19 protein-coding genes and 1 pseudogene are annotated in these 19,910 nt (G+C 62.1%); 17 read left to right on the forward strand and 3 right to left on the reverse strand.

What is annotated here, in order from left to right:
- The 3 genes and pseudogenes from recF to dnaA all read right to left on the reverse strand — a co-directional run bounded on the left by recF (window position 1) and on the right by dnaA (window position 3,778).
- Window positions 1-1,103 (reverse strand): annotated as a pseudogene (gene recF, locus ACNFIA_RS03225) (DNA replication/repair protein RecF).
- 9 nt (window positions 1,104-1,112) lie between these two features.
- The gene (gene dnaN, locus ACNFIA_RS03230) at window positions 1,113-2,219 is read right to left on the reverse strand and encodes a DNA polymerase III subunit beta (protein WP_259758298.1); all 1,107 of its coding nucleotides are present in this window, start codon (window positions 2,217-2,219) and stop codon (window positions 1,113-1,115) included.
- Between the two features lie 29 nt (window positions 2,220-2,248).
- Complete coding sequence (gene dnaA / locus ACNFIA_RS03235; RefSeq protein ID WP_259758297.1) at window positions 2,249-3,778, reverse strand: chromosomal replication initiator protein DnaA; 1,530 nt, start codon at window positions 3,776-3,778, stop codon at window positions 2,249-2,251.
- Window positions 3,779-4,298: 520 nt separating this feature from the next.
- On the opposite strand from dnaA, the gene rpmH reads away from it, so the two are divergent.
- The 17 genes from rpmH to atpD all read left to right on the forward strand — a co-directional run bounded on the left by rpmH (window position 4,299) and on the right by atpD (window position 19,877).
- Window positions 4,299-4,433: a 50S ribosomal protein L34 gene (gene rpmH, locus ACNFIA_RS03240; RefSeq protein ID WP_003100258.1), complete on the forward strand. Its 135-nt coding sequence runs from the start codon at window positions 4,299-4,301 to the stop codon at window positions 4,431-4,433.
- 14 nt (window positions 4,434-4,447) lie between these two features.
- Complete coding sequence (gene rnpA, locus ACNFIA_RS03245; RefSeq protein WP_081518987.1) at window positions 4,448-4,855, forward strand: ribonuclease P protein component; 408 nt, start codon at window positions 4,448-4,450, stop codon at window positions 4,853-4,855.
- Window positions 4,848-5,096, forward strand: a complete 249-nt coding sequence (gene yidD, locus ACNFIA_RS03250; RefSeq protein WP_416782854.1) for a membrane protein insertion efficiency factor YidD — start codon at window positions 4,848-4,850, stop codon at window positions 5,094-5,096. Before rnpA ends, yidD begins: the two co-directional genes overlap by 8 nt.
- A 2-nt stretch (window positions 5,097-5,098) precedes the next feature.
- Window positions 5,099-6,847: a membrane protein insertase YidC gene (gene yidC / locus ACNFIA_RS03255; protein WP_416782855.1), complete on the forward strand. Its 1,749-nt coding sequence runs from the start codon at window positions 5,099-5,101 to the stop codon at window positions 6,845-6,847.
- Window positions 6,848-6,954: 107 nt separating this feature from the next.
- Window positions 6,955-8,322: a tRNA uridine-5-carboxymethylaminomethyl(34) synthesis GTPase MnmE gene (gene mnmE, locus ACNFIA_RS03260; RefSeq protein ID WP_416782856.1), complete on the forward strand. Its 1,368-nt coding sequence runs from the start codon at window positions 6,955-6,957 to the stop codon at window positions 8,320-8,322.
- Between the two features lie 547 nt (window positions 8,323-8,869).
- Complete coding sequence (mnmG, locus tag ACNFIA_RS03265) at window positions 8,870-10,762, forward strand: tRNA uridine-5-carboxymethylaminomethyl(34) synthesis enzyme MnmG (protein ID WP_259758293.1); 1,893 nt, start codon at window positions 8,870-8,872, stop codon at window positions 10,760-10,762.
- Window positions 10,762-11,412: a 16S rRNA (guanine(527)-N(7))-methyltransferase RsmG gene (gene rsmG / locus ACNFIA_RS03270; protein WP_416782857.1), complete on the forward strand. Its 651-nt coding sequence runs from the start codon at window positions 10,762-10,764 to the stop codon at window positions 11,410-11,412. The genes mnmG and rsmG overlap by 1 nt, the downstream gene beginning before the upstream one ends.
- Window positions 11,413-11,430: 18 nt before the next feature.
- Window positions 11,431-12,219: a ParA family protein gene (locus ACNFIA_RS03275; protein ID WP_259758291.1), complete on the forward strand. Its 789-nt coding sequence runs from the start codon at window positions 11,431-11,433 to the stop codon at window positions 12,217-12,219.
- Window positions 12,220-12,236: 17 nt separating this feature from the next.
- Window positions 12,237-13,109: a ParB/RepB/Spo0J family partition protein gene (locus ACNFIA_RS03280; RefSeq protein ID WP_259758290.1), complete on the forward strand. Its 873-nt coding sequence runs from the start codon at window positions 12,237-12,239 to the stop codon at window positions 13,107-13,109.
- 152 nt (window positions 13,110-13,261) lie between these two features.
- On the forward strand, window positions 13,262-13,669 hold the full coding sequence (locus ACNFIA_RS03285) for a F0F1 ATP synthase subunit I (protein WP_259758289.1): 408 nt from the start codon (window positions 13,262-13,264) through the stop codon (window positions 13,667-13,669).
- Window positions 13,670-13,685: 16 nt separating this feature from the next.
- Window positions 13,686-14,555 (forward strand): F0F1 ATP synthase subunit A, encoded by an 870-nt coding sequence (atpB, locus tag ACNFIA_RS03290; RefSeq protein ID WP_259758288.1) that lies wholly within the window; start codon window positions 13,686-13,688, stop codon window positions 14,553-14,555.
- 109 nt (window positions 14,556-14,664) lie between these two features.
- The gene (atpE, locus tag ACNFIA_RS03295; RefSeq protein WP_043256731.1) at window positions 14,665-14,922 is read left to right on the forward strand and encodes a F0F1 ATP synthase subunit C; all 258 of its coding nucleotides are present in this window, start codon (window positions 14,665-14,667) and stop codon (window positions 14,920-14,922) included.
- Between the two features lie 52 nt (window positions 14,923-14,974).
- Complete coding sequence (locus ACNFIA_RS03300) at window positions 14,975-15,445, forward strand: F0F1 ATP synthase subunit B (protein WP_259758287.1); 471 nt, start codon at window positions 14,975-14,977, stop codon at window positions 15,443-15,445.
- Window positions 15,446-15,457: 12 nt separating this feature from the next.
- Window positions 15,458-15,994: a F0F1 ATP synthase subunit delta gene (locus ACNFIA_RS03305; protein WP_152227812.1), complete on the forward strand. Its 537-nt coding sequence runs from the start codon at window positions 15,458-15,460 to the stop codon at window positions 15,992-15,994.
- Window positions 15,995-16,012: 18 nt separating this feature from the next.
- Window positions 16,013-17,557, forward strand: a complete 1,545-nt coding sequence (gene atpA / locus ACNFIA_RS03310) for a F0F1 ATP synthase subunit alpha (RefSeq protein WP_017518840.1) — start codon at window positions 16,013-16,015, stop codon at window positions 17,555-17,557.
- A 52-nt stretch (window positions 17,558-17,609) separates the two neighbouring features.
- The gene (gene atpG / locus ACNFIA_RS03315) at window positions 17,610-18,470 is read left to right on the forward strand and encodes a F0F1 ATP synthase subunit gamma (RefSeq protein ID WP_017518839.1); all 861 of its coding nucleotides are present in this window, start codon (window positions 17,610-17,612) and stop codon (window positions 18,468-18,470) included.
- A gap of 30 nt (window positions 18,471-18,500) precedes the next feature.
- Window positions 18,501-19,877 (forward strand): F0F1 ATP synthase subunit beta, encoded by a 1,377-nt coding sequence (atpD, locus tag ACNFIA_RS03320; protein ID WP_017518838.1) that lies wholly within the window; start codon window positions 18,501-18,503, stop codon window positions 19,875-19,877.
- Window positions 19,878-19,910: the final 33 nt, after the last annotated feature.

Consider the following 19,910-nt stretch of genomic DNA (forward strand, 5'->3'; position numbering starts at 1 on the left):
TCACTCCCGATGGTAGTGTCCTGAGAGACGCGCCCATGTTCCACGTGGAACATCGACACCGGCGTTTCCGTTTGCCAGCCGTCTTTCAATAAGTGCGGGTCGACGCAGGTGATGAATACCTGGCAACCCAGATCTTCGAGAAGCCGGCACAACGACAACCGGTGCTTCTCATCCAATTCGGAGGGGAGGTCGTCCACCAGGTAGACGCATTGCCCGCGCTTGGCCTGGTTGATCAAATGCCCCTGGGCGATCCGCAACGCGCAGACCACCAGTTTCTGTTGGCCACGGGATAAAATCTCCGCGGCATTGTGTCCCCCCAGACGAATTCTCAAATCCGCCCGTTGCGGCCCGGCCTGGGTGTGCCCCATCTGCTGATCGCGCAGCAGGCTGGAGGAGAGGACATCGCTCAGGTCGCGTTCCTTATCCCACCCTCGGTAATAGCTGAGCGTCAGATCGTCGAGCTGGATAAGCTCGGCCAAGGTGCGCTCGAACTGGGGTTTGAGAGCCTGGATATAGGACCGCCGATACGCGTCGATTTCGTCGCTCGCCGCGCATAATTCGCGGTCCCACGCAGCCTGCGAAGCATCGTCCAGTTTACCATGTCGGAGCCACGAGTTCCGCTGCCGTAGGGCCTTCTGCAGGCGTTGCCAGGCCACCATGAAGCGTTGTTCCACGTGGAACACTCCCCAGTCGAGGAACTGCCGGCGGATCTTCGGCGCGCCCTCGAGCAGGCGGAAACTGTCCGGGTTGATCAACTGCAGTGGCAAAGTCTCAGCCAGCTGCGCAGCGCTGCGGGCGTTCTGCCCGTCGATGCGAATCTGGAACTCGCCGTGGCGATCCCGTGAAACACCCAGGCTACTGTCGAACCCATTGGCCAGACGCACCTGCCCGAACACCGTGCACGCCGGTTCTTCGTACTGGATGACGGGTTGCAGGCGCATGCTGCGGAACGAGCGGGCGAGGCCCAGCAGGTAGATGGCTTCCAGCACGCTGGTTTTGCCGCTGCCGTTTTCGCCGTAGAGGATGTTGATGCGGGGGGAGGGGGAGAAGGTCACCGGGTGCAGGTTGCGCACCGCGGTGACCGAAAGGCGGGTAAGGGACATCGATACGCGTCAGAGGCGCATCGGCATGACGACGTAGGCGGAATCGTCGTTGTCCGCTTCCTGCAGCAACGCACTGCTGTTGGAGTCGGAGAGAATCATGCGGACCTGCTCGGTACCCATGACGCCCAGGACGTCCAGCAGATAGCTGACATTGAAGCCGATTTCCAGGCTGCCGCCGTTGTAGTCGACCTGCACTTCTTCTTCCGCTTCTTCCTGCTCCGGGTTGTTTGCCTGGATCTTCAGGAGGCCGCTGGTCAGTTGCAGGCGAATGCCGCGGTACTTTTCGTTCGACAGAATCGCGGTACGGCTGAAGGCTTCGCGCAGCACCTGGCGATCGCCCAGCACCAGTTTGTCACCGCCCTTGGGCAGCACGCGCTCGTAATCCGGGAACTTGCCGTCCACCAGCTTGGAGGTGAAGGTGAACTCGCCCGTGGTGGCGCGAATGTGATGCTGGCCAAGTACGATGGACACCTCGCCGTCCTGCTCGGTCAGCAGGCGCGCCAGTTCGAGGATGCCTTTGCGCGGCACGATCACTTGGTGGCGATCCTGTGCTTCCGGCACGCCGTTGCTCAGCGAGCACATGGCCAGGCGGTGGCCGTCGGTAGCCACGGCGCGCAGCGTGCCGCCGCCCACTTCGAGCAACATGCCGTTCAGGTAGTAGCGGACATCCTGCTGCGCCATGGCGAAGCTGGTGCGGTCGATCAGGCGACGCAGCTTGCTCTGCACCAGGCTGAAGGTCAGCGAGCCCGGGCCTTCTTCCACAGTGGGGAAGTCGTTGGCCGGCAGGGTGGACAGGGTGAAGCGGCTACGGCCGGCTTTCACCAGGAGCTTCTGCTCGTCGACGCGGATATCGATCACGGCATCGCTGGGCAGGCTCTTGCAGATGTCCATCAGCTTGCGCGCGGGTACGGTGATTTCGCCCGGCTCGGCAGCATCTTCCAGCGTGACGCGTCCCACCAGCTCGACTTCGAGGTCGGTGCCGGTCAGCGACAGCTGCTGACCTTCGACGACCAGCAGGACGTTGGAAAGAACCGGCAGCGTCTGGCGGCGCTCGACGACGCCAGCGACCAGCTGCAGGGGTTTCAACAGAGCTTCGCGTTGAATAGTGAAATGCATGGTCTAGTCCCTTGCCTCGTGAGGCTGCGTCAGGTGGTCAGAGTACGCAGCAGGTTCTTGTAGTCCTCGCGGATATCCGCGTCGGATTCCTTGAGTTGAGCGATCTTACGACAGGCGTGCAGCACCGTGGTGTGATCCCGACCGCCGAAGGCCACGCCGATTTCCGGCAGGCTGTGGTTGGTCAGTTCCTTGGACAGTGCCATGGCGACCTGACGCGGACGAGCCACCGAGCGCGAACGGCGCTTGGACAGCAGGTCGGCGATCTTGATCTTGTAGTACTCGGCGACGGTGCGCTGGATGTTGTCGATGCTGACCAGCTTGTCCTGCAGGGCCAGCAGATCCTTCAGCGACTCGCGGATCAGCTCGATGGTGATCGGCCGTCCCATGAAGTGCGAGTGGGCGATCACGCGCTTGAGCGCACCTTCCAGTTCACGCACGTTGGAGCGGATGCGCTGGGCAATGAAGAACGCAGCATCGTGCGGCAGTTCGACCTTGGCCTGCTCGGCCTTCTTCATCAGGATCGCCACGCGGGTTTCCAGTTCCGGCGGCTCCACGGCCACCGTCAGGCCCCAGCCGAAGCGCGACTTCAGGCGCTCTTCCAGTCCTTCGATTTCCTTCGGGTAGCGGTCACTGGTCAGGATGACCTGCTGGCCGCCTTCGAGAAGGGCGTTGAAGGTATGGAAGAATTCTTCCTGCGAGCGCTCCTTGCGGGCGAAGAACTGGATGTCGTCGATCAGCAGCGCGTCCACCGAGCGGTAGAAACGCTTGAATTCGTTGATGGCATTCAGCTGCAGGGCCTTCACCATGTCCGCGACGAAACGCTCCGAATGCAGGTACACGACCTTGGCGTTCGGGTTCTTCTTCAGCAGATGGTTACCCACAGCATGCATCAGGTGGGTCTTACCCAGGCCGACACCACCATAAAGGAAGAGCGGGTTGTAGCCGTGCTTGAGGTTGTCAGCCACCTGCCAGGCGGCCGCGCGGGCCAACTGGTTGGACTTACCCTCGACGAAGTTCTCGAAGGTGAAGGTGCGGTTGAGGTAGCTGGTGTGCTTGAGCGCACCTTCCACCTGCACGTTACGCTCGGTGCGCACTGCTGCCGCGGGCATCGCCGCGGCCAGCGGGTCGATGCCCGGGCTGGACTCATCGAGATCGGCAAGGGTCTGCACGGGCGCCGCCTGGATCGGCTGCGGCTCGGGCAGGGCCTGCGCGACAGGCGCCGGCGCGGCGATCGGTGCCGGCGCGGCGGCAACCGGAGCCGCCTGGACGGTGACCTGCGGCGTCGGTACCAGGGCCGGGCGCGGCGTACGGCTGCGGCGGCTGCCGATCAGCAGCGAGATCGCCGGAATCTGACCACTGCCACGCTCGCCCAACAGCTCGAGCAGGCGCCCCATGTACTTCTCGTTGACCCAGTCGAGTACGAAGCGGTTGGGTGCGTAGACGCGCAGCTCTTCACCCTCGGACTCCACCTGCAACGGTCGGATCCAGGTATTGAATTGCTGGGACGGCAGCTCGTCGCGCAGAAGCTCCACGCACTGCTGCCAAAGTTCCACGGACACGGATATCCCCCAAAAGAAGTCGCAAAGCGAAACAGGCGGCTATTGTAGCTTCGCCGGACCAACTTATCCACAGTTAAGCGTGCCGGGATGCAAGGAAAATCAAGGTGTTAATGATTTTACCGGCGGTCGGGTAGGAGCGCCGTGAACCTTGTGGATAACCACTTTATGGGGCAGGGGATGGGCCGGTTGATCGTTCTGTGGAAAAAATCCCTGTGGAAAAAACCGCTTTCCATACCCAGCTTTCCAACCGCCTCCGCACAAGACACTCACGCCTTCCGGACAGGGTTATCATTTCCCCCGCGCCTGTTGCCCCTAGCCCTGGGGCAACTTATGCACAGGCAACCGCCTGGATAAACATAATCATCGCTTCAATCTTTAGAAAAAGAGATTTCCTTCCTTTCTATAGATTTTGTATCCGCGGTTGGTTGGAAATTGACCTGACCGGCTGATTTCACTAGAATCGCCGGTCTCTTTAAACGGGGTCACTGCGACCTCATGTCGTCAACCCAGGTACCGAATCATGAAACGTACTTTCCAACCCAGCACCCTCAAGCGCGCTCGCGTTCACGGCTTCCGCGCTCGCATGGCCACCAAGAACGGTCGTCAGGTTCTGTCGCGTCGCCGCGCCAAGGGCCGCAAGCGTCTGACCGTCTGATTTGTCTGACACAGGTGGTGAGTCGAGATTTCAGCCGGGATAAACGTCTTCTGACAGCCCGGCAATTCACCGCAGTCTTCGACTCCCCCACCTCCAAGGTTCCCGGCAAGCACATCCTGCTGCTGGCGCGCGAAAACGGTCTCGATCACCCCCGCCTGGGCCTGGTGATCGGCAAGAAGAACGTCAAGCTCGCCGTCGAGCGCAACCGCCTCAAACGCCTTCTCCGCGAATCCTTCCGCCATCACCAGCAGAAGCTGGCCGGCCTGGATATCGTGGTGATTGCGCGAAAAGGTCTTGGCGATCTGGAGAATGAAGAACTGCACCAGCAGTTCGGCAAGCTCTGGAAGCGTCTGTTGCGCAATCGGCCCAGCCCGGAACCTTCGACAGAATCTCCGGGAGTGGCCGACAGTTCCCATGCGTAGACTGGCCCTGCTACTGATCCAGTTTTACCGCTACGCCATCAGTCCCATGATGGGCAGGCACTGTCGTTTCTACCCCAGCTGTTCCTGCTACGCGCAGGAAGCCATCGAAACCCATGGCTTCCTGCGTGGTGGCTGGCTGGCCGCTCGTCGCCTCGGCCGCTGCCACCCCTGGCATCCCGGTGGCTACGACCCGGTACCGCCAGATCCTTCCAAGCCCGCCCCTTCCCCGACGGCCGAGTAACCATGGACATCAAACGTTCAATCCTATTCGTCGCCCTGGCAATCGTGTCCTATGCGCTGGTCCTCCAGTGGAACAAGGACTACGGCCAGCCCGAACTGCCGGCGCAGACCGCGACCTTCAACCAGACTGAAGGCCTGCCGGACACTTCCGTGCCTGCCGGCAACGCGGCCAATGCCGACGTACCCACCACGCAGAACGCCCAGGCCAGCCTGCCCACCGAGCAGAAGCCGGCGGCAGCCAGCGAACAGCTGATCCGCGTGAAGACCGATGTCCTTGACCTGACCATCGACCCGCGCGGCGGCGACGTGATCAAGCTCGGCCTGACCCAGTACCCGCTGCGCCAGGACCGCCCGGACGTACCGTTCCCGCTGTTCGAGCGCGACAACCAGCGCACCTATCTGGCCCAGAGCGGCCTGACCGGCGCCAATGGCCCGGACGCCGCTGCCAGCGGTCGCCCGCTGTACGCATCGGCCAAGCCGGTGTACGAACTGGCCGACGGCCAGGACCAGATGACCGTCGACCTGACTTATGCACAGGACGGCGTCAGCTACATCAAGCGTTTCACCTTCCACCGCGGTCTGAAAAACGATTGCACCGAGAAGGAAAAGGCGCAGAAGAAGCTCGAGTGCATCAACCCCAATGCCTATCAGGTTGGCGTGACCTACCTGATCGACAACCAGAGCGACAAACCGTGGAACGCCTCGCTGTTCGCCCAGCTCAAGCGTGACGCGAGCGTCGACCCGTCCTCCACCACCGCCACCGGCGTATCAACCTACCTCGGCGCCGCGGTCTGGACCCCTGAAAAGCCCTACGTGAAAGTGTCCATGAAGGACATGGACAAGGAGCAGTTCAAGGAAACCGTCCAGGGTGGCTGGGTAGCCTGGCTGCAGCACTACTTCGTCACCGCCTGGGTTCCCGCCAAGGGCGATACCCACAGCGTGATGACCCGCAAGGACGCCCAGGGCAACTACATCGTCGGCTACACCGGCCCGAACCTGAGCGTTGCGCCGGGCGCCAAGGGCGAAACCAGCATGACCCTCTACGCCGGCCCGAAACTGCAGGCGTACCTGAAGGAACTGTCCCCGGGTCTGGAACTGACCGTGGACTACGGCCCGCTGTGGTTCATCGCCCAGCCGATCTTCTGGCTGCTGCAACATATCCACAACCTGGTTGGTAACTGGGGCTGGTCGATCATCTTCCTGACCATCGTCATCAAACTGGCCTTCTTCCCGCTGTCCGCCGCCAGCTACCGCTCCATGGCCCGCATGCGCGCCGTGTCGCCGAAACTGGCAGCCCTGAAGGAACAGCATGGCGACGATCGCCAGAAGATGTCCCAGGCGATGATGGAGCTGTACAAGAAGGAGAAGATCAATCCGCTGGGCGGCTGCCTGCCAATCCTGGTGCAGATGCCGGTCTTCCTCTCCCTCTACTGGGTGCTGCTGGAAAGCGTCGAGATGCGCCAGGCCCCGTGGCTGGGCTGGATCGTCGACCTGTCAGTGAAGGATCCGTTCTTCATCCTGCCGATCATCATGGGCGCCACCATGCTGGTCCAGCAGATGCTCAACCCGACGCCGCCGGACCCCATGCAGGCCAAGGTGATGAAGCTGATGCCGATCATCTTCACCTTCTTCTTCCTGTGGTTCCCGGCCGGTCTGGTCCTGTACTGGGTGGTGAACAACTGCCTGTCCATTGCCCAGCAGTGGTACATTACCCGTCGGATCGAAGGTGCAGCGAAGAAGGCTTCCGCCTGACATCGCAGCCCGACACCGATCGACAAGACGCCCCCTCGTGGGGCGTTTTGCTATGTGGATAACCTTGCCCTGCGCACGCCACGACACCCAACCGCGAGACCGCCGACATGAATGCAGCCCGTGAAACCATCGCCGCCGTCGCTACCGCCCAGGGCCGTGGCGGTGTGGGCATTGTCCGCGTCTCCGGTCCACGTGCCCGTGCCATGGCCATCACCCTGAGCGGCCGCGAGCCACAACCACGCTACGCCCACTACGGGCCGTTCCACGCCGATGACGGCGATGTCATCGATGAAGGCCTGCTGCTGTACTTCCCCGGCCCGAACTCCTTTACCGGCGAAGACGTGCTCGAGCTGCAGGGCCACGGCGGCCCGGTGGTGATGGACATGCTGCTGCAACGCTGCCTGGAGCTGGGCGCCCGCCAGGCCCGCCCCGGCGAGTTCAGCGAGCGCGCGTTCCTCAATGACAAGCTCGACCTGGCCCAGGCCGAAGCCATCGCCGACCTGATCGAGGCCAGCTCGGCACAGGCGGCACGTAACGCCGTGCGCTCGCTGCAAGGCGAATTCTCCCGCCGCGTCCACCGTCTCACCGACCAGTTGATCGGGCTACGCATGTACGTCGAAGCGGCGATCGACTTTCCTGAGGAGGAAATCGACTTCCTCGCCGATGGCCATGTCCTGTCGCAACTGGACGCGGTGCGCGCCGAGCTCGCGTCGGTACTGCGCGAAGCGGGCCAGGGCGCGCTGCTGCGCGACGGCATGACGGTAGTCATCGCCGGGCGCCCCAACGCCGGCAAATCCAGCCTGCTGAACGCCCTGGCGGGCCGGGAAGCCGCCATCGTCACCGATATCGCCGGCACCACGCGCGACGTGCTGCGCGAACATATCCACATCGACGGCATGCCGCTGCACATCACCGACACCGCCGGCCTGCGCAGCACCGATGACCATGTGGAAAAGATCGGCGTGGAACGCGCCCTGAAAGCGATCAGCGAAGCCGACCGGGTGCTCCTGGTGGTGGATTCCACCGCGCCGGAGGCCAGCGATCCCTTTGCGCTGTGGCCGGAATTTCTCGACAGCCGCCCTGACCCGGCGCACGTCACGCTGATCCGCAACAAGGCGGATTTATCCACAGAGAGTATCGCGCTCGAAGAGAGCAGCGACGGCCACGTCACCATTACCCTGTCCGCGCGTTCCGGCAAGGGGCTGGACCTGCTGCGCGAGCACCTCAAGGCCTGCATGGGCTTCGAACAGACCGCCGAGAGCAGCTTCAGCGCGCGACGGCGTCATCTGGAAGCGCTCCGTCAGGCGGGCGACAGCCTCGAGCACGGCCGCGCGCAGCTCACCCTGAGCGGCGCAGGCGAGCTGCTGGCCGAAGACCTGCGTCAGGCCCAGCAAGCGTTGGGCGAGATCACCGGCGCCTTCACGCCGGATGATCTGCTGGGCCGTATCTTCTCCAGCTTCTGCATCGGCAAGTAATCCACAGCGCTGTTTTTTCCCACCGGTGACGGCGTCGCTCCGTCACCGCGCTCGCGGCTGCCCGGCTTTCCCATGATTCCCATCTGTCCACAGCCGTAGATTACCCAGAAGCCCCGATATCCGGCGGATACAGCGCATCGGAGCGGCATTCCACAGGCCTCCCTGAACCCTGTGGAAAACTCACGTACAGATGGGTTAGCAAACCTTGTCCCAGCCGGTAGATAAATACGCCTGTTGATAACATAGGCTTTCATCCACAAGCTGAACACGGGCGATCCCCCGTCACCGTACAGCATCGACACAGGGTTGTTAGGCGCTGAAACGCAGCCTGCATCAGGCCTGTAGATGGTTATCCACAGAAAACGGCTTCACCATACATAAACACAAGCTCTAAAAAGATTTAAAAAATTCCTCTCTTTTTATTTTCTATAGAGGCCCACCACGCCCACTGGCTATTTTTTGTTCAGGTGCCTTCAATCGAAAGCCCTTAACCCCTATACTGTCCGGCTCTCTTCTTTCTTCTTGATCAACAGGCACGAGGTGCGTGGTGGATTTCCCTTCCCGTTTTGACGTGATCGTGATCGGCGGCGGCCATGCCGGCACAGAGGCCGCGCTAGCGGCTGCACGCATGGGCGTGAAGACGCTGCTGCTCACCCACAATGTGGAAACCCTTGGCCAGATGAGCTGCAACCCCGCCATCGGTGGGATCGGCAAAAGCCATCTGGTAAAGGAAATCGATGCGCTGGGCGGTGCCATGGCACTGGCCACCGATAAAGGCGGCATCCAGTTCCGCGTGTTGAACAGCCGCAAGGGCCCGGCAGTGCGCGCAACGCGCGCTCAGGCAGACCGCGTTCTCTACAAGGCCGCCGTGCGCGAGATCCTGGAGAACCAGGCGAATCTGTGGATATTCCAGCAAGCCTGCGATGACCTGATCGTCGAACAGGATCAGGTGCGCGGCGTAGTGACCCAGATGGGCCTGAAATTCCACGCCGATAACGTCGTACTGACCGCCGGCACCTTCCTCGGCGGACTTATCCACATCGGCCTGGAGAACTACTCCGGCGGCCGTGCCGGTGATCCGCCCTCGATCGCCCTGGCTCGCCGCCTGCGTGAACTGCCGCTGCGTGTCGGCCGCCTGAAGACCGGCACACCGCCACGGATCGACGGCCGCAGTGTCGATTTCAGCGTGATGACCGAGCAGCCCGGCGACACGCCGATCCCGGTAATGTCCTTCCTGGGCAACAAGGACATGCATCCGCGCCAGGTCAGTTGCTGGATCACCCACACCAATGCGCGGACGCACGAGATCATCGCGTCCAACCTCGATCGCTCGCCCATGTATTCGGGTGTGATCGAAGGGGTCGGCCCGCGCTACTGCCCGTCCATCGAAGACAAGATCCATCGCTTCGCCGACAAGGACAGCCATCAGGTCTTCCTGGAACCCGAAGGCCTGACCACCCATGAGCTGTACCCGAACGGCATCTCCACCTCGCTGCCCTTCGATGTGCAGTTGGACATCGTCCGCTCGATCCGCGGCATGGAGAACGCCCACATCGTTCGCCCCGGCTACGCCATCGAGTACGACTACTTCGACCCGCGTGACCTGAAGTACAGCCTGGAGACCAAGGTCATCGGCGGCCTGTTCTTCGCCGGCCAGATCAACGGCACCACCGGCTACGAAGAAGCCGGCGCCCAGGGCCTGCTCGCCGGCACCAACGCCGCGCTGCGTTCGCAGGGTCGCGACAGCTGGTGCCCGCGCCGCGACGAGGCGTACATCGGTGTGCTGGTCGACGACCTGATCACCCTCGGCACCCAGGAGCCGTACCGCATGTTCACTTCGCGCGCCGAATACCGGCTGATCCTGCGCGAGGACAACGCCGACCTGCGCCTGACCGAGAAGGGCCGCGAGCTCGGCCTGATCGACGACGAGCGCTGGGCCGTGTTCGAAGCCAAGCGCGAAGGCATCGAACGGGAAGAACAGCGCCTGAAAAGCACCTGGGTTCGTCCCAACACCCCGCAGGGCGATGCCATCGCCGCGCGCTTCGGCACGCCGCTGGCCCACGAGTACAACCTGCTCAACCTGCTGGCCCGCCCGGAAATCGACTACGTCAGCCTGGCCGAAGTGACCGGCGCTGGCGCTGAAGATCCGCAGGTCGCCGAGCAGGTGGAGATCCGTACCAAGTACGCCGGCTACATCGACCGCCAGCAGGAGGAGATCGCTCGCCTGCGGGCCAGCGAAGACACCCGCCTGCCTGTGGATATCGACTACCAGTCCATCTCCGGGCTGTCCAAGGAGATCCAGCTCAAGCTGGGCAACGCCCGGCCGGAAACCCTCGGTCAGGCCGGCCGCATCCCGGGCGTGACGCCGGCGGCCATCTCCCTGTTGCTGATCCATCTGAAAAAACGCTCCTCCGGTCGACAGTTGGAGCAGAGCGCCTGATGTCCCTGGTCACCGCCCGCCACGCCGAAGAACTCGCGCGTGGCATCCAGACGCTCGGCCTGGATATCGACGCCGCCACCCAGCAGCGGCTGCTGGATTACCTGGCCCTGCTGGCCAAGTGGAACAAGGCCTACAACCTCACCGCGGTGCGCGATGTGGATGAAATGGTCTCGCGCCACCTGCTCGACAGCCTGAGCATCGTCCCGCAGTTCGTCGACGCCGGCGGCGATCGCTGGCTGGACGTCGGCAGCGGCGGCGGCATGCCCGGTATCCCGCTGGCCATCCTGTTTCCCGGCAAGTCCCTGACCCTGCTGGACAGCAACGGCAAGAAGACCCGCTTCCTCACCCAGGTGAAGCTGGAACTCAAGCTCGACAACCTGCAGGTTATCCACAGCCGGGTGGAGGCCTTCCAGCCGGAGCAAGCGTTCAACGGCATCGTCTCCCGGGCCTTCAGCAGCCTCGAAGACTTCACGAATTGGACACGTCACCTGGGCGACACCCAGACCAACTGGCTGGCCATGAAAGGCGTCCACCCCAGCGACGAGCTCGCGGCACTTCCGGAAGATTTCCGCGTCGAAGCCGAACGTGCTCTGGCGGTGCCGGGTTGCCAAGGCCAGCGCCATCTGCTGATACTGCGCCGCACTGCATGACGGGGAGTGGGGAAAACCATGGCTAAGGTATTCGCGATCGCCAACCAGAAGGGCGGCGTCGGCAAGACCACGACCTGTATTAACCTCGCGGCATCGCTGGTCGCCACCAAGCGACGCGTGCTGCTGATCGATCTCGATCCACAGGGCAACGCCACCACCGGCAGCGGTGTGGATAAGTTGTCCCTGGACCATTCCATCTACGACGTGCTCACCGGCGAATGCGACCTGGCCCAGGCCATGCAGTTCTCCGAGCACGGCGGCTACCAGCTGCTGCCCGCCAACCGCGACCTCACCGCGGCGGAAGTGGTGCTGCTGGAAATGGACATGAAGGAACACCGCCTGCGTCATGCGCTGGCGCCGATCCGCGAAAACTACGACTTCATCCTCATCGACTGCCCGCCGTCGCTGTCGATGCTGACGGTCAACGCCTTGTCCGCCTCGGACGGGGTGATCATCCCGATGCAGTGCGAGTACTACGCGCTCGAGGGCCTGACCGACCTGATGAACAGCATCCAGCGCATCGCCGAGCGGCTGAACCCGGCGCTGAAGATCGAAGGCCTGCTGCGCACCATGTACGACCCGCGCATCAGCCTGACCAACGACGTCAGCGCACAGCTGCAGGAACACTTCGGCGACAAGCTCTACACCACCGTGATCCCGCGCAACGTGCGATTGGCCGAGGCACCCAGCTTCGGCATGCCGGCGCTGGTCTATGACAAGCAATCCCGCGGTGCCCTCGCCTACCTGGCGCTGGCCGGCGAGCTGGTGCGCCGACAGCGCACCGCCCGCACCACCGCCCCCGCCTAAGAGATTAAGGAACCCGCATGGCCGCCAAGAAACGAGGTCTCGGACGCGGGCTGGACGCCCTGCTCAGTGGCTCCAGCGCCGCTACGCTGCAGGAAGAAGCCGTTCAGGTGGACAGCAAGGAGCTGCAACACCTGCCGCTGGACCTGATCCAGCGCGGCAAGTACCAGCCCCGCCGTGACATGGATCCGCAGGCCCTGGAAGAGCTCGCCCAGTCGATCAAGGCCCAGGGCGTGATGCAGCCGATCGTCGTGCGCCCGATCGGCAAGGGCCGCTACGAGATCATCGCCGGTGAGCGCCGCTGGCGCGCCAGCCAGCAGGCCGGCCTGGACAAGATCCCGGCCATGGTCCGCGAAGTGCCCGACGAAGCCGCCATCGCCATGGCGCTGATCGAGAACATCCAGCGCGAAGACCTCAACCCCATCGAGGAAGCTGCCGCGCTGCAGCGTCTGCAGCAGGAATTCCAGCTGACCCAGCAACAGGTCGCCGACGCCGTGGGCAAATCCCGCGTCACCGTGGCCAACCTGCTGCGCCTGATCGCCCTGCCGGACGAGATCAAGACCCTGCTGTCCCACGGCGACCTGGAAATGGGCCATGCCCGCGCTCTGCTCGGTTTGCCCGAGAATCGGCAGGTGGAAGGTGCGCGACATGTTGTCGCACGCGGTTTCACCGTGCGTCAGACCGAAGCACTAGTGCGCCAGTGGCTCAACGCGCCCGAGGAACCTGTCAAAGCAGTCAGGACCGACCCGGACATCAGCCGTCTCGAACAGCGCCTGGCCGAGCGCCTGGGCGCTCCGGTGCAGATTCGCCACGGTCAGAAAGGCAAGGGCCAGTTGGTGATCCGCTACAACTCCCTCGATGAGCTGCAGGGCGTCCTCGCTCACATACGCTGATACGAAAGGCTATGTAGGGGGTCGTCGGAAATCACTACCTGACGGTTGAACGGGTATGCGGCGCCCCCTATACTCTGCGCGCAATTTTGTCGGCACAAAGTATGCCAAGTTGTTGATTTACTGAGCCGACACCAGAGGACTGTGAGCTAGAGATGGAACCCAGCAAGCCCAATCGTTTGCCCTTCCATCGTCAACCGGCGTTTCGCCTGTTGCTCGTCCAGCTGGTGGTGCTGCTTATCGGTGCAGCAGTCCTGTGGTTTGCACGGGGATCGGTCGCAGGCTATTCCGGATTGCTCGGGGGCCTGATTGCGTGGTTGCCGAATCTGTACTTTGCTCGCAAGGCGTTCCGCTACAGCGGCGCGCGTTCTGCCCAGCTGATAGTCCGGTCCTTTTATGCCGGTGAGGCGGGAAAACTGATTTTGACGGCAGTGCTCTTCGCACTGGCGTTTGCAGGTGTGAAGCCCCTGGCGCCGCTGGCGCTGTTCGGCCTCTACCTGCTGACCCTCGCGGTCAGCTGGTTTGCACCCCTGCTGATGCGAAACACATTTACAAGACCTTAGAGCGATTGAGGCAAACATGGCAGCAGAAAGCGCTTCGGGTTACATCCAGCACCACTTGCAGAACCTGACTCTGGGTCGTCTGCCTGATGGTACCTGGGGGTTCGCCCACACCGCCGAACAAGCCAAGGAAATGGGCTTCTGGGCATTCCACGTCGATACCCTGGGCTGGTCCGTATTCCTCGGCCTGGTGTTCATCCTGATCTTCCGCATGGCAGCCAAGAAGGCCACCAGCGGTCAACCTGGCGGCCTGCAGAACTTCGTCGAAGTTCTCGTGGAGTTCGTCGACGGCAGCGTGAAGGACACCTTCCACGGCCGTAATCCGCTCATCGCACCGCTGGCGCTGACCGTGTTCGTCTGGATCTTCCTGATGAACCTGATCGACCTGGTGCCCGTGGACTTCCTGCCGCTGGCGGCCCAGGCGGTCACCGGCAACGAGCACCTGTTCTTCCGCGCCGTGGCCACCACCGATCCGAACGCCACCTTCGGCATGTCGATCGCGGTCTTCGCGCTGATCATCTTCTACAGCATCAAGGTCAAGGGCATCGGCGGCTTCCTCGGCGAACTGACCCTGCACCCGTTCCACAGCAGCAACATGGTGGTTCAGATCATCCTGATCCCCGTGAACTTCCTGCTGGAGTTCGTGACCCTGATCGCCAAGCCGGTATCCCTGGCACTGCGTCTGTTCGGCAACATGTACGCCGGCGAGCTGATCTTCATCCTGATCGCCGTGATGTTCGGTTCCGGCATCCTCTGGCTGGGCGGCATGGGCGTCGTGCTGAACTGGGCGTGGGCCGTGTTCCACATCCTGATCATCACCCTGCAGGCCTTCATCTTCATGATGCTGACCATCGTCTACCTGTCGATGGCCCACGAAGACAGCCACTGATCCACAGATTCTGTACGCCCCTTCCCTCACGGGAGGGGGTGAAAGAAGAGCTTCACCACCTTAACTTGCTTCACCTTTAACCAACACGACAAAAAAGTCGGGAGGAAAAATGGAAACTGTAGTTGGACTCACTGCTATCGCCGTTGCTCTGCTGATCGGTCTGGGCGCTCTGGGTACCGCCATCGGCTTCGGCCTGCTGGGCGGCAAGTTCCTGGAAGGCGCTGCTCGCCAGCCGGAAATGGTTCCGATGCTGCAGGTCAAGATGTTCATCGTCGCTGGTCTGCTCGACGCCGTGACCATGATCGGTGTTGGTATCGCTCTGTTCTTCACCTTCGCTAACCCGTTCATTGCTCAGGTTGCCCACTAATTTCCCGACAGCGGAAATCTGTGACTGAACAACGAACGAGCGAGGTATTGGCGTGAACATTAATGCAACTCTGATTGGCCAGGCCATCGCGTTCGCCATCTTCGTCCTCTTCTGCATGAAGTTCGTGTGGCCGCCGGTCATCGCGGCACTGCACGAGCGTCAGAAGAAGATCGCCGACGGCCTGGACGCTGCCAACCGCGCAGCTCGTGACCTGGAACTGGCCCACGAGAAAGCCGGCGCGCAACTGCGCGAAGCCAAGGCTCAGGCAGCCGAAATCATCGAGCAGGCGAAGAAGAGCGCTAACCAGATCGTTGACGAAGCCCGTGATCAGGCCCGTGCCGAAGGTGATCGCATGATCGCTCAGGCCAAAGCCCAGATCGAACAGGAACTCAACAGCGTCAAAGACGCCCTGCGTGCCCAAGTGGGTGCCCTGGCTGTCTCCGGCGCCGAGAAGATCCTGGGTGCTTCGATCGATGCCAACGCGCAAAAGCAGCTGGTTGATCAACTGGCCGCCGAGATCTAAGCAGAGGGCGATATGGCAGAACTGACCACATTGGCTCGTCCATACGCGAAGGCGGCTTTCGAGTACGCCCAGGCTCATCAGCAACTGGCCGATTGGTCCGCTGCTCTGGGTGTGCTGGCTGCAGTGTCGCAGGACGACACCGTGCGCCAGCTGCTCAAAGAGCCCCAGCTGACCGCGGCAGCCAAGGCTGACGCGCTGATCGACGTGTGTGGCGACAAGCTCAATGCTCCGGCCCAGAACTTCGTCCGGACTGTGGCTGAAAACAAGCGGCTCGACCTGCTGCCGACCATCTTCGTGATGTTCGAGCAACTCAAGGCCGAGCAGGAAAAGCTGGTCGAGGTCGAGGTCACCAGTGCCTTCGCCCTGGACCAGGAACAGCAGGACAAACTCGCCAAGGCTCTCAGCGCCCGGCTCAGTCGCGAAGTGCGACTTCATGCGTCGGAAGACGCGAGCCTGATCGGCGGCGTGGTGATCCGCGCCGGTGACTTGGTAATCGATGGCTCGGTGCGCGGCAAAATCGCGAAACTGGCCGAAGCGTTGAAATCTTGAGTTTGAAGGGGCAGCGGCATGCAGCAACTCAATCCTTCCGAAATTAGTGAAATCATCAAGGGGCGCATCGAGAAACTCGACGTCGCCTCGCAAGCGCGCAACGAAGGCACCATCGTCAGTGTTTCCGATGGCATCGTGCGCATCTTCGGTCTGGCCGACGTCATGTACGGCGAGATGATCGAATTCCCGGGCGGCGTCTACGGTATGGCGCTGAACCTGGAGCAAGACTCCGTCGGTGCTGTGGTACTGGGTGAATACCAGGACCTCAAAGAAGGCATGAACGCCAAGTGCACCGGCCGCATCCTGGAAGTCCCGGTTGGTCCGGAACTGCTGGGTCGCGTTGTCGACGCTCTGGGTAACCCGATCGATGGCAAAGGCCCGATCGATGCCAAACTGACCGACGCTGTCGAGAAAGTGGCACCGGGCGTGATCTGGCGTAAGTCGGTAGACCAGCCGGTTCAGACCGGTTACAAGTCGGTCGACGCCATGATCCCGGTTGGCCGTGGCCAGCGCGAGCTGATCATCGGTGACCGTCAGATCGGTAAAACCGCTCTGGCCATCGACGCCATCATCAACCAGAAGAACAGCGGCATCCGCTGCGTCTACGTTGCCATCGGTCAGAAGCAATCGACCATCGCCAACGTCGTTCGCAAGCTGGAAGAAAACGGCGCCCTGGCCAACACCATCGTGGTGGTTGCCAGCGCTTCGGAATCCGCCGCTCTGCAATACCTGGCTCCGTACTCCGGTTGCACCATGGGCGAATACTTCCGCGACCGCGGTGAAGACGCCCTGATCGTGTACGACGACCTGTCCAAGCAGGCCGTAGCCTACCGCCAGATCTCCCTGCTGCTGCGCCGTCCGCCGGGCCGCGAAGCTTACCCGGGCGACGTGTTCTATCTCCACAGCCGTCTGCTGGAGCGCGCTTCCCGCGTTTCCGAAGAGTATGTCGAGAAGTTCACCAACGGCGAAGTGAAAGGCAAGACCGGTTCCCTGACCGCCCTGCCGATCATCGAAACCCAGGCTGGCGACGTTTCCGCGTTCGTTCCGACCAACGTGATCTCCATCACCGACGGTCAGATCTTCCTGGAATCGGCCATGTTCAACTCGGGTATCCGTCCGGCCGTCAACGCCGGTATCTCGGTATCCCGTGTGGGTGGCGCGGCTCAGACCAAGATCATCAAGAAGCTGTCCGGCGGCATCCGTACCGCGCTGGCCCAGTACCGTGAACTGGCGGCCTTCGCCCAGTTCGCCTCGGACCTGGACGACGCGACCCGCAAGCAGCTGGAACATGGTCAGCGCGTTACCGAGCTGATGAAGCAGAAGCAATACGCGCCGATGTCCATCGCCGAGATGTCGCTGTCCCTGTATGCCGCCGAGCGTGGCTTCCTGCAGGACGTCGAGATCGCCAAGGTGGGCGCCTTCGAACAAGCGCTGATCGCCTACTTCCAACGTGAGAACGCCGCTCTGCTGGCGAAGATCAACGAGAAGGGTGACTTCAACGACGAAATCGACGCAGGCATCAAGGCCGGCATCGAGAAGTTCAAGGCCACCCAAACCTGGTAAGCCGCAGCGGGGGTCGTTAATGGCCCCCGCCTGCTAAACCGATAGGTGTGAAATGGCAGGCGCAAAAGAGATTCGCAGCAAGATTGCGAGCATCAAAAGCACGCAAAAAATCACCAATGCCATGGAAAAGGTGGCGGTGAGCAAGATGCGCAAGGCACAAATGCGCATGGCGGCCGGCCGTCCCTACGCGGAGCGCATTCGCCAGGTGATCGGCCATCTGGCCAACGCCAACCCGGAATACCGTCACCCGTTCATGGTCGAGCGTGAAGTAAAGCGCGTCGGCTACATCGTGGTGAGCTCCGACCGTGGCCTGGCCGGCGGCCTGAACATCAACCTGTTCAAGGCGCTCGTCAAGGACATGAGCGGGCAGCGCGATCGTGGCGCGGAGATCGACCTCTGCGTGATCGGCTCCAAGGGTGCATCCTTCTTCAAGAGCTATGGCGGCAACGTGGTTGCAGCTATCAGCCACCTGGGCGAAGAGCCGTCGATCAATGATCTGATCGGCAGCGTCAAGGTCATGCTGGATGCCTACCTGGAAGGTCGTATCGATCGCCTGTACGTGGTTTCCAACAAGTTCGTCAACACCATGACCCAGAAGCCGACCGTGGAACAGCTGATTCCGCTGGTGGCCGAGGACAATGCCGAGCTGAAGCACCACTGGGACTACCTCTACGAACCCGACGCCAAGGCCCTCCTCGACGGTCTGCTGGTGCGCTACGTGGAATCCCAGGTGTACCAGGCCGTGGTTGAGAACAACGCCTGTGAGCAGGCGGCCCGGATGATTGCAATGAAGAACGCTACCGACAACGCCGGTGATCTGATCAGTGGTCTGCAACTGATCTACAACAAGGCACGTCAGGCGGCGATCACCCAGGAAATCTCGGAAATCGTCGGCGGCGCTGCCGCGGTGTAAGAACAGGTTCAAAATTCAGAGGAACCAGACATGAGTAGCGGACGTATCGTTCAAATCATCGGCGCCGTGATCGACGTGGAATTCCCGCGCGATGCCGTGCCGAGCATCTACGAGGCCCTGAAAGTTCAGGGCGTCGAAACCACCCTGGAAGTTCAGCAGCAGTTGGGCGACGGCGTGGTTCGTTCCATTGCGATGGGTTCCACCGAAGGCCTCAAGCGTGGCCTGAACGTGGAAAGCACCGGCGCAGCCATCTCCGTCCCGGTCGGCACCAAGACCCTGGGCCGTATCATGGACGTGCTGGGCAACCCGATCGACGAAGCCGGCCCCATCGGCGAAGAAGAGCGCTGGGGTATTCACCGCGACGCTCCGTCCTACGCTGACCAGGCGGGCGGCAACGACCTGCTGGAAACCGGCATCAAGGTAATCGACCTGGTCTGCCCGTTCGCCAAGGGCGGTAAAGTCGGTCTGTTCGGTGGTGCCGGTGTCGGCAAGACCGTGAACATGATGGAACTGATCCGTAACATCGCCATGGAGCACAGCGGTTACTCTGTGTTCGCAGGCGTGGGTGAGCGTACTCGTGAGGGTAACGACTTCTACCACGAGATGAAGGATTCCGGCGTACTGGACAAGGTAGCCCTGGTTTACGGCCAGATGAACGAGCCGCCGGGCAACCGTCTGCGCGTTGCACTGACCGGCCTGACCATGGCCGAGAAGTTCCGTGACGAAGGCCGTGACGTACTGCTGTTCATCGACAACATCTACCGTTACACCCTCGCCGGTACCGAAGTATCCGCACTGCTGGGCCGTATGCCTTCGGCAGTAGGTTACCAGCCGACCCTGGCCGAAGAGATGGGCGTTCTGCAAGAGCGCATCACCTCCACCAAGAAAGGCTCGATCACCTCGATCCAGGCCGTCTACGTTCCCGCGGACGACCTGACCGACCCGAGCCCGGCGACCACCTTCGCCCACCTGGACGCCACCGTCGTACTGTCCCGTGACATCGCCTCGCTGGGTATCTACCCGGCCGTCGACCCGCTGGACTCGACTTCCCGTCAGCTGGACCCGCTGGTCATCGGCCAGGATCACTACGACACCGCTCGTGGCGTGCAGTACGTTCTGCAGCGCTACAAGGAGCTGAAGGACATCATCGCGATCCTCGGCATGGACGAACTGTCCGAAGCCGACAAGCTGCTGGTGGCCCGTGCTCGTAAGATCCAGCGCTTCCTGTCCCAGCCGTTCTTCGTGGCTGAAGTATTCACCGGCTCGCCGGGCAAATACGTCTCCCTGAAGGACACCATCGCTGGCTTCAAAGGCATCCTCAACGGCGACTACGATCACCTGCCCGAGCAGGCGTTCTACATGGTCGGCGGCATCGAAGAAGCCATCGAGAAAGCGAAGAAGCTGTAATCCGTGCGCCCGGCAACGGGCGCTTACGTGAGG

Origin of the sequence: Pseudomonas sp. NY15437 (assembly GCF_048068435.1) — a bacterium.
GTDB lineage: Bacteria > Pseudomonadota > Gammaproteobacteria > Pseudomonadales > Pseudomonadaceae > Pseudomonas > Pseudomonas nitroreducens_B.